General features: G+C 27.4%; 4 protein-coding genes and 1 rRNA gene. All 5 read left to right on the forward strand.

Annotated features, from left to right (window positions below; all coding sequences use genetic code 4):
* Positions 1–123: 123 nt before the first annotated feature.
* The 5 genes from rrf (at position 124) to rplT (ending at position 1985) form a co-directional block, all read left to right on the forward strand.
* Positions 124–231, forward strand: a 5S ribosomal RNA gene (gene rrf, locus RDJ14_RS03430).
* 214 nt (positions 232–445) lie between these two features.
* On the forward strand, positions 446–571 hold the full coding sequence (locus RDJ14_RS03435; protein WP_308149978.1) for a hypothetical protein: 126 nt from the start codon (positions 446–448) through the stop codon (positions 569–571).
* A 292-nt stretch (positions 572–863) separates the two neighbouring features.
* On the forward strand, positions 864–1403 hold the full coding sequence (gene infC / locus RDJ14_RS03440; RefSeq protein WP_308149979.1) for a translation initiation factor IF-3: 540 nt from the start codon (positions 864–866) through the stop codon (positions 1401–1403).
* A gap of 15 nt (positions 1404–1418) precedes the next feature.
* Positions 1419–1613, forward strand: coding sequence for a 50S ribosomal protein L35 (gene rpmI, locus RDJ14_RS03445; protein ID WP_308149980.1), 195 nt, complete (start codon positions 1419–1421; stop codon positions 1611–1613).
* A 15-nt stretch (positions 1614–1628) separates the two neighbouring features.
* Positions 1629–1985 carry a 50S ribosomal protein L20 gene (rplT, locus tag RDJ14_RS03450; protein WP_308149981.1) on the forward strand — a complete coding sequence of 119 codons (357 nt, stop codon included), beginning with the start codon at positions 1629–1631 and terminating at the stop codon, positions 1983–1985.
* The last annotated feature ends 271 nt before the right edge of the window (positions 1986–2256 follow it).

Consider the following 2256-nt stretch of genomic DNA (forward strand, 5'->3'; position numbering starts at 1 on the left):
GTGTTTAGCTTACTGATACTAATAGATCGAGGATTTATTAAAGATATTCTCTATTGCAAATCAAAAGTAATCAAATTTAAAGATGTCTATTTCTAGTTTTTAGGGAGCAATTGCTGTAAACTATTTGGTGTCAATGGCGGAAGTGGCCACACCTGTTCCCATCTCGAACACAGCAGTTAAGCACTCCAGCGGCGAAAATACCAGCAATGGGAAAATAGCACGATGCCAAATTTTTTATTATTCTTTTTACAAGTCTTAATTTTAAACGTTAAGATTTTTTTTATTTTAAAAATAACACTTATAATATAAATTATAAATAATAAAAGAGTACGTGAATACTTATAGTTTGTGTTATTTATGAAAAAATATAAAAAAATGTTAATATTTACTTATATAATTATGATTTTTTTATTTTTTCTTTAAGAATACAAAGGGTGAGATTAAGATGAGCCAAAATAAAAAAGGATTTTTACATCCTTTTATTAATTATTTAATTGAGAGTAAACAATTGGAAATTATTATTGAAGAATATTCAACAGAATCTGAAGAAATTGTTGCAGCAACTGATTAGTTGGATAATAAATTTAGTTTGTTTTAAACACTTATTTTCTTAACGATTGATAAGTCATTTTTAGTTTATCACAAGTTCTGGTTTTAAAACAAAAAAGTATTGCAATTTGTGCAAAATTTACTATAATAATAAATGACATAAAGAAAGTAGTATTTTACACTCACCTGATAACTAAGTTGTTATAGGTTCAATGCTTTACAGATCTTATTTATATAAAAATAAGTTACTTTGTAATGGTGAGTGTGCTCTTTAGGCACACTTTTATTTATGTATCTATCTAAAGGAGGTATGTATGGCTATTAAAAATAATGACGATTTATGAAATAGCAATATTCCTTATGAAAGCTTAATCATTGGTAACGATGGTACTAATTATGGATTAATGAAGAGATTCGATGCTTTACGCAAAGCTGAAGAATTAGGATTTGATATACTATGCATTTCACCAAATGCTCGTCCTCCTGTTTGTAAAATGTTTAAATTTGATAAATATCGCTTTGAGCAGCAACAAAAAGAAAAGGAAGCTAAAAAAGCACAAAAGGCCGCAATTTCTGAAGAAAAAGAAATTCGTTTAAGCGCTGTTATTGGTGATCATGATATACAAACTAAGGCTAAAAATGCTCGAAAGTTTTTAAATGATGGAAACAAAGTAAAAATTACTTTAAAATATCGTGGTCGTGAAAACTCTAATCCTGAAATTGGGAAAGAAGTTATTATGAAGTTTTACAAAGAATTAGAAGATATTTGTATTTATGATAAAAGTTTTGATAAAAAAGAAAAAAACATACAAACTATTTATTTATTTCCAAAAAAGAAAAGTCAAGAAAATTAATCGGAGGTCAAAAATATGCCAAAAATGAAAACAAAGAAGGCTATTAAAAAGCGTATTAAAATTACCGGAACTGGCAAAATTATGTGTGGGACAGCTGGTGTTTCTCACTTAGCACAAAATAAAACAACAAAACAAAAACGTCAAGCTCGTGGATGAGGTCTAGTTGATGCAACTGACTGTAGACGTTGAAAAAAAATTAAGATATCTTAAGAAAGGTGATATAAAATGGCTCGAGTTAAAGGTGGTTATACAACTAATCATCGTCGTAAAAAAATATTAAAGTTAGCTAAAGGATACTATGGAGCAAAACACACTCTATACCGTACAGCCAATGAACAAGTTATGAATTCCCTTGCGTATGCTTACCGTGACCGTAAGAATCGTAAACATGAATTCCGTAAACTTTGAATTACCAGAATTAATGCTGCGGTTCGTAATTATGATTTATCATACTCACGTTTTATTGATGGTTTGAATAAAGCAAATATCAATTTAAATCGTAAAATATTATCAGAATTAGCAATTAATCAACCAGAAGAATTTGAAAAATTAGTTATTGCGTCTAAAGCAGCTTTAGCATAATAACCAAATTATTAACAAAATGCTTCTCTGTTATAGAGAAGCATTTTGTTTAGTTTTTAATTAATTATTATAACTATAAAAGTTTAACGGTTATAAATTTTCATAGTTATTAGTATTTATTCTTTATATCTAAAAAGGTTAAGTCCCGAATCTTGTGTAAATTTATTTTTACAGAGCAATATTTCTCATATCAAATAAATTTAGTTTAATTTATTATACCATACTTAAAAGTTGGTAGGTTAATCTTATCTAAAATTAATTTTAAAATTCT

Source organism: Spiroplasma sp. AdecLV25b (assembly GCF_030913225.1).
Lineage (GTDB): Bacteria > Bacillota_I > Bacilli_A > Mycoplasmatales > VBWQ01 > Spiroplasma_E.